Here is a 7,468-nt window from a genome sequence, read left to right as displayed (position 1 = left end):
AGAAGAAAAAGAAAAATTAACAACAGAACAATTGTTACAAGTATATAGCAAAAAGTGGTTGATTAAAAATAAATTAGAAAGACCTTCCAGAGTATATTGGGGTTCTAGCCCATATGCAATGCTGAATGATTTATATCCAGGAAGATTTAAAGAATGGGAATTACAGATGACACCTATAAATTTTTGGACTAGAGAAAAGAGTTTAGAAGTTTTACGATGGACGATAGAAGAAAAAGAACAACTCACAATAGAACAGTTGTTACAAATATATAGTAGGGAATGGTTAACGAAGAATCGGTTATCAACATCTCTTTGGAAATATTGGAAAGGAAATCACATGAAAATGCTGAATGATTTATATTCAGAGGTATGTAGAGAAATGATAAAAACATGAACTAATTCTTATTTTTTCCATATGAATCCTGTTTCCTACAGTAGGCCACCATATCATTTCGAAAAAATTGTACGCTAAGGAATTTATTATGGTCATAGAGAAGTTCAATATAGTCATACTGACACCCGGTAAACTATAAATCATAAAAAACAGCAACATAATATCTGCTGTTTTTTATGGGTTGTGTTGGTTTTGAATAAAGTTTGATAAAAAAGTAGTTTATAACATTAATTCCATCATAAAAAATCCCTCTACTTTTTGAACAAAGATTGATCAAAATATAGAGAGATTATTTTTTTATACATGAACTTTTTATAAAAAAGATAAATAATTTCAATAAGAAAATCATAAAAAACAGCCCTGGATTATATACTAAGTTTGTCTTTACAGTTCTCGCAAATAAATTTCCCCTCTAAATTTAAATAGGCTTTAATTTCTGTAAATCCCTTTCTCTTAGGATAAGGTACGATTACTAATGCTTGTTCGTCCTTTTTAATATCTTCCTTACAGTAGATGCATTTTGGAACTATCAATGCCACATTAATCCCCTCTTTCAACTTCCTATTTTCATGATACACATATATCAATATATATATATATTATTACAAAACACATTAACGTACAATTTTCTTTTTTGGATATGATACCCACCTGTTGTAGTGTTTAAAATTTATAAACACACTTACAGGTATACTTGTAAGTAACTTTCATTTAAAATCCTAATAAAAAGAAACTATTTTTAGGAAAAGATTATTCAAAACTCATTTAGAGTTCTTTGATAGAAACGTCGCAACTTTCTTCAAAACTTCGTGACTTTATTATAAACATCGCATCTTTTTTATAAATATCGTAACTTTATTCCAAATTAACAGGTTGAAATTTCGAATTTCAAAGACCTTTATATATAAAACTAAAATTAAATGCCTTAAAATGTGCCTGACGGTATCGTAACTTTTGAATATATATACAAATTATGGTCTTATTTAACAATATACCCCAAAAATACCTTCCGTTTTACATTCACTCAGTTTTTAAACGATTTCTTTTTTCACGTTGCAAGGTACTTACGCTGATTCCCGTCTTTCTCTCCACTTTCCTATAAGACTCTGTTTTTAACAAACCAAGAGCGTGTTCTATTTGCTCTTTATTATATTTCTTCGGTCGTCCCTCTTTAAAACTAGGATTCAACTTGGCAATCGCTTTTCCTTCTTGTGTACGTTCTACAATCATATCTCTTTCAAATTCAGCGAATGCACTCATGATATTAAACATCAATCGTCCAGTTGGCGTATCTTCTACTACTCCCATATTAATGACATGTACCTTAACTCCTTTTTCAAATAACATTTTAATCGTTTGGATTGCATTTTCAGCCGAACGCGCAAAACGATCTAATTTTGTTACAACAAGTGTGTCGCCATTTTCTAGTACAGAAAGTAGTTCTTGAAATTTTGGCCTATCAAATTTTGTACCTGTAAATTTTTCGGAGTAAATTTTCTCGCAGCCTTCTTTTTCTAACATTTGAATTTGAGATTCCAAATCCTGGTTTAATGTGCTCACCCTAGCATATCCATATTTAACCAAAAACTCACCTTTTCTACGTTTACTTTTGACCATAAGTTTTGATGTAGGTCAATGGGTTCTGTTGCAAAGTTTGAAAAAAGCATAAACAGGTTGGTAAATGAGGAACAATGTTTAGGAAATAGCTAGTAATTGTTGAAGTTCATTGTACGTTGAAAAGGCGGAGTCTCTTTGAAGACTTCGCCTTTGTTTATATAGGGCATGAATGGTCTCGATACCTTTTATCGTACGTGAAGCATGACGAAGATTTTGAAATCCTGCGGATTTGACAAAACGTCTCTTTACATGCCTATGATCCTGTTCAATAAGATTGTTTAAATGTTTGATTGTACGATGGATTGTAGTTTGATAAAATCCTTGTTTTCTTAATTTGTTAAATGCGCAAAGTAATGCCGGCGCTTTGTCTGTAGTGAGAACCGTTGGTTCTCCAAAATGTTTTACTAATCTTTTCATGAAGGCATAGGCAGCCTGATGATCCCGTTTTTTACGAAGTTGAATATCCAATGTGTGTCCATCTTTATCAATTGCACGATAGAGATAACGCCATTCTCCCTTAACTTTGATATAAGTCTCATCCAAATGCCAAGATAAGCGTGCAGATTTATTTTTCACTTTCATTCGATAATGTTTCAGGAATAATAAAGTTATCTAATTTCGGAAATCGAATCGTATAACATAGCCTACGTTGAGAAATCAAAAACTTTTTATTTAATTCATTTAAGTGTATACATTTATTATTACTTATTCGTTGTATAAGTATAGGGAGGGCAAATAATGAAACAAGAAAATATATTAGCCTCCTATCTTATCCATTTAGGAGAGGAAGTGTTCAATCTATTACTAGCGAAAGGAGCCAAAAAAGAAGATGCTGAAGATATAATTCAAAACACTTTTTACAAAGTGTACACACTATTAGATGATCTAACAGAGAACAATATACGTCCGTGGTTTTTTAGAGTAGCACTCAATGAATATATTGATTTGAAAAGAAAAAAGGAGCAACAGAACATCTACTTAACCGAGGAAATTTATTCAAAGCTACAATATACAGACTGCGAATTTGAGGTCATTTTAAATAAGGATGAGATTTTTAATTTATTAAAAGACGTTAAAAAAGAATATAAGGAAGTTTTCTTTTTAAAGTATTACTATGATTTTTCATATGAAGAAATTTCGGCTATTTTGGACATTAAAGTAAGCAGTGTAAAGCAAAAATTATTTCGTGCACGTAAATTTATTCACTCAAAAATAGGAGGGAAATATTAATGGACACTTCTTTAAAGAGTGCTTTAAAAAAAGCTAAGCGAAAACAATTACTAAAAATCGTCATTACTTCAATTATCGTTGTACTTATTCTATTACCAATCCTTTATAAAACGGGGAATTACTTCGCAGCGAAAAGTTCTACAAAACTTCATGAACAGCTCTTTTTACATAATGAAATTGCCGAACCTAATATTCAAATCGATTCTCAAGTTACGAGTAATACCTCCATGTTTGGTGGCAACATTGTGACGAATCGTTCTAAAAATATTAATGGCTATTTAGTTCAATGGAGCACACTCACAAGTTCGTATGATTGGTTTCGCCTTCATATTGATAACAACGAGTTAATACCGGGATTTTATTGGTCTGATACGGAGTTCTATGAGTATGATAAACAAACAAAGAATAAATTTGCAACATTTTATCATCCATCTATTAAAAAGTACTATAATGGTGTACGAAATGATCTAGCGGCAATTTCACAAATGGAAAACCACGTTGCGGAAGTTGCGATTTCTTTCGATCGACCATATACATTAAAAGAAATTCAAGCAAAAATTCCCGATAATTTAAACATCGTATGGTGGTATATGACTTCACCAATTGTAGATGAAAGCAAGGGACCTGCTGGTGTGCAGGTTTATGGATTTAATCCATCTGATTCACCGAAAAAGGCATATAATAGCTTTATTGATGCACTTAAAAAATATGATGCAGATGGTACTGAAAAAACAATCCAAGAGTTTTTAAAATTAAATAAAAATAAACAGTTTGATGAAGTGAAAATTTTAGGGGTAATGCTGACTGGTCAAACCCAAAACTTTAAAGTCTTAGAAAATCAAGATTTTATTCGTGGTGCTTCTGTAGGGGCTATTGCACAAATCGTCCCTTATATTAAACCAGAGAAATAATAAGAAAGAGATCAGATGAATATTTGGTCTCTTTTCCTTGTTAATCTGTCCTCTTGTTAACTTAATAAATATCGAAATATTTCTGTGTTTATAATAGGGGGAAAAAAGAAAATACGGTATCTGATGAAGGAGTTTTATAAAAAATAAAAAACCCGATTTTAAATGAGGTTGGAAATAAAAGTAAGCCTATGACCTATTTTTACACGTATCTCGGCTGTACCCCTATATATTTAATCTGAACGCCCTCTCTATTAGATTTGGTGTTTCTAAAATTACTCCTACAAAAGTCGGACGATTTGTGACTTTGTGGGAGAGAAGTGAGTATGGATCGATCCAACCATATGACATATCAGATTCAGCCAATTTGTGCTTCCTAAAGCAGTTCTATGTAAACAGGATATTAAAAGCACATTACTATTCTCTTATGTTAATGAGAATAGTAATGTGCTTTTTATGAATATACATTAAAAACAAGAGTGATATCGATATGTGTCTCCCTCTACATTTAATCAATCAGCTGGAGAAGTAGGGGAGATGAAAAGAAAACGTAAGTGCCATACCTCTCAATCATATAAAGATTCTGCAGCTATTTGTGTAAACTATTAATATCCCCAAATATCTACTTCAGCTGCTGAAGCAAATCCATTCTGTCCATTCGTTACTTCTACTTTTACATATTTTGCAGTAACTGGGGCAAAGGTTGCTATTTTCTTATTACTACTATTTTCCCATGTTCCGGATGATACTTTGTCATATTTAACACCATCTACACTTGTATAAATATTGTAGCCTAAAATGCGGCCATTCTCTGACCCATCTTGTCTTGGAAGATAGTCCACTTTCGAAATTGTTTGATTTTTATCAAGTTCCAATGTTAAATTATATGGATATTGATTTGGTGTCCAACTGCTATGCCAAAATGTATCTGGTTTCCCATCAATTGCCTTACTCGCTGAACCACTGGATTCCTCACTATTTGCACTTGCTTTCATCGCATTTTTAGGCAATACGTATGGTTTAACAGTTGGAGAATCAGTTAGAATATCTACTTCAGCTGCTGAAGCAAATCCATTCTGTCCACTCGTTACTTCTACTTTTACATATTTTGCAGTAACTGGGGCAAAGGTTGCCGTTTTCTTATTACTATTATTTTCCCATGTTCCGGATGATACTTTGTCATATTTAACACCATCTACACTCGTATAAATATTGTAGCCTAAAATGCGACCATTCTCTGACCCGTCTTGTCTTGGAAGATAGTCTATTTGTGATATCGTTTGATTTTTATCAAGATCCAATGTTAAATTATACGGATATTGATTTGGTGTCCAACTGCTATGCCAAAATGTATCTGGTTTCCCATCAATTGCCTTACTTGCTGAGCCACTGGATTCCTCACTATTTGCACTTGCCTTCATTATTTTTTTCGACAATACAGCAAGTGGTTTAACAGGTTTAGTATCCGTCGCTTCCCATATAGGTGCAATTAATGTTGGATTATTTAAACCTTCTACTTTTTGTCTCGTTTCTTGGGTGGCTTTCAATCCCCATTTGTCAAAAAATGGAAGTAAATTTTGATTTGCTACCTTCGATGTATTGTAAATAAATGCTTGTATTTTATCTTCGTCCGTTTTTGGAAGCTGATCCTCTGGTAACTCTCGGTATAGTTTATGAAGATTTGGATAAAAATCATCGCCATATGCTAAATGAAGCTGCCAAATCATAACAAGTTTTACAAACAAGTCATCAATATTTTTATATTCTTTATTTGTTTGTTTTAAGTATGCAAAGGCTCTACCATAATCGCCTTCTTTTTCTAAACGTGTTGGTTGATTAGGGAATAATTGCTTTTGTGCAGCTAAAGAATATAGATTAACAGTTACTTCACCCATACCTCTTAAATCATTCCACGTCCATGGGTGTTGTTGTCTTGCATGTCCCGCTTCATGCATTTGTCCCCACCCAAATTCATTTACATTCAAAGTACTTTTAATTGCTTCACCAGCAGTTGTAAATACAGCTCCATCCCAACTTGCATACATACCCCACTCTTGTTTATTAGGATTTTCTACAAAAGCCCAAATACGCTGAGTTGAACGATGTAATGGATTAACATCTGTTTTAGATAATCCCGATATTCTATCTTGTGCTTGAATCATTTCATCATATTTTTTTAACAGAGGCACAGGATTCTGATCCACAATATATTTATTGGCACTATTACGAGTAACAGTAAGTAATGCGCGCTCTGATTTCAATTGTACAGCATGTGCATCTGGATATTTGTTCATCATGGCAATCCAATCTTCTTTCGTGTGCTTCCTTAATTCAAAGAATGGCACAGGACTACCGCCTTTTGTTACTTTCACCCTGACTGTTCCTGTATCTTGATAGTTATCAAATCCTAATAAGCCGCCGTTTGGAGAAGAGACAGTATTAGAACCAGGAGAAAGATCAATTTCTTTTCCCCATTCTTTATCATATTGATGCGTCCCAATAATCCCTCTAATTTTTTGCGTTCCCGATACTTCAATTGTAACCTGCTCATTTGGTTTTACATAGATTCCTGTTGGCATATAATTTTTTTGCTCACTTCTTCTTTCCCTTTTTGCTTCACCCCAAAAACTACCTGTACCGGGAAGGTCAAACTCCCTTTGTTCATATTGCGTTGCAGTTTGGACGGCAGCTGTTTCAGCATGTACATCTAAATTATTTGTCATAATTGGTGAAAATAACGTAGTTGCCAAAATAACGGATGTCGCGAGCACCTTTATGGGCTTTTGTAACCTACAATTCTTTCTTCTATTCATATAAATCAGTCCTTTCATTCAGAGCCGTTCTAGCATCTATACGAAATACCAAATTTCTCACTAATTTAACAAGTAGATTTATAAAATGAATAATCCTATAGAATAATATTGATTATATTTTTTATGAATACGATAAAAAGCATAGACATCCAAGACTTCCGAATCTGGCCGTCATATTACCTCCATTTACTTCTTAAGTCATATATATCACTCCTTAAAGTAGGAAATTAAGATAAATACCTTCTCTAACAATCCTTCAATTCATCTTGGATATCCATATTAAGTATAATTTAAAAGTAAAAATATAAAATTGAGAAAATTTCACATGTCTATTATGAACTTATATATAAATTCGAAGGAAATATTTGAGATATTTTTACCAGGGGTACCGCCAACCAAATGACATAAAACCTACACTAAAGATAATTTTATTCTTTCTTTGAGATCTTCCTCTGATGTACGTGTAAAAGGGTTCTGTTGCAAAGTTTGAAAAAAGCATAAACAGG

At 32.8% G+C, this 7,468-nt stretch carries 5 protein-coding genes and 2 pseudogenes; 4 read left to right on the top strand and 3 right to left on the bottom strand.

Annotation, left to right across the window (positions count from 1 at the left end; all coding sequences use genetic code 11):
- A pseudogene (locus Y7E_RS34660) lies at nucleotides 1-394 on the top strand (hypothetical protein); the annotation flags it as partial.
- Between the two features lie 1,020 nt (nucleotides 395-1,414).
- On the opposite strand, the gene Y7E_RS0127955 reads toward Y7E_RS34660, so the two are convergent.
- Both Y7E_RS0127955 and Y7E_RS30540 read right to left on the bottom strand, forming a co-directional pair.
- Nucleotides 1,415-2,011, bottom strand: a complete 597-nt coding sequence (locus Y7E_RS0127955; RefSeq protein WP_193352129.1) for a recombinase family protein — start codon at nucleotides 2,009-2,011, stop codon at nucleotides 1,415-1,417.
- Nucleotides 2,012-2,089: 78 nt separating this feature from the next.
- Nucleotides 2,090-2,590 (bottom strand): annotated as a pseudogene (locus Y7E_RS30540) (IS6 family transposase); the annotation flags it as partial.
- A 159-nt stretch (nucleotides 2,591-2,749) separates the two neighbouring features.
- Between Y7E_RS30540 and Y7E_RS0127945 the strand changes: the two are divergent.
- The 3 genes from Y7E_RS0127945 to Y7E_RS35115 all read left to right on the top strand — a co-directional run bounded on the left by Y7E_RS0127945 (nucleotide 2,750) and on the right by Y7E_RS35115 (nucleotide 4,609).
- The gene (locus tag Y7E_RS0127945) at nucleotides 2,750-3,241 is read left to right on the top strand and encodes an RNA polymerase sigma factor (RefSeq protein ID WP_017154481.1); all 492 of its coding nucleotides are present in this window, start codon (nucleotides 2,750-2,752) and stop codon (nucleotides 3,239-3,241) included.
- Nucleotides 3,241-4,152: a sigma factor regulator N-terminal domain-containing protein gene (locus tag Y7E_RS0127940; protein WP_017154480.1), complete on the top strand. Its 912-nt coding sequence runs from the start codon at nucleotides 3,241-3,243 to the stop codon at nucleotides 4,150-4,152. The genes Y7E_RS0127945 and Y7E_RS0127940 overlap by 1 nt, the downstream gene beginning before the upstream one ends.
- A gap of 214 nt (nucleotides 4,153-4,366) precedes the next feature.
- Nucleotides 4,367-4,609, top strand: a complete 243-nt coding sequence (locus Y7E_RS35115) for a MepB family protein (RefSeq protein ID WP_081584805.1) — start codon at nucleotides 4,367-4,369, stop codon at nucleotides 4,607-4,609.
- A 145-nt stretch (nucleotides 4,610-4,754) separates the two neighbouring features.
- Here Y7E_RS35115 and Y7E_RS0127935 read toward each other — a convergent pair whose 3' ends face one another.
- Nucleotides 4,755-6,962, bottom strand: coding sequence for a discoidin domain-containing protein (locus Y7E_RS0127935; protein WP_026049384.1), 2,208 nt, complete (start codon nucleotides 6,960-6,962; stop codon nucleotides 4,755-4,757).
- Nucleotides 6,963-7,468: the final 506 nt, after the last annotated feature.

Origin of the sequence: Bacillus bingmayongensis, from assembly GCF_000299035.1 — a bacterium.
GTDB classification, from domain to species: Bacteria; Bacillota; Bacilli; order Bacillales; family Bacillaceae_G; genus Bacillus_A; species Bacillus_A bingmayongensis.
This window is presented reverse-complemented; position numbering and strand designations above follow the sequence as displayed.

Bases quoted from the DNA above. Each gene is read 5' to 3' on its own strand.
- Y7E_RS0127935 (WP_026049384.1), bottom strand. From the start codon at position 6,962: ATGAATAGAAGAAAGAATTGTAGGTTACAAAAGCCCATAAAGGTGCTC.
- Y7E_RS0127945 (WP_017154481.1), top strand. From the start codon at position 2,750: ATGAAACAAGAAAATATATTAGCCTCCTATCTTATCCATTTAGGAGAG.
- Y7E_RS0127940 (WP_017154480.1), top strand. From the start codon at position 3,241: ATGGACACTTCTTTAAAGAGTGCTTTAAAAAAAGCTAAGCGAAAACAA.
- Y7E_RS0127955 (WP_193352129.1), bottom strand. From the start codon at position 2,011: ATGGTCAAAAGTAAACGTAGAAAAGGTGAGTTTTTGGTTAAATATGGA.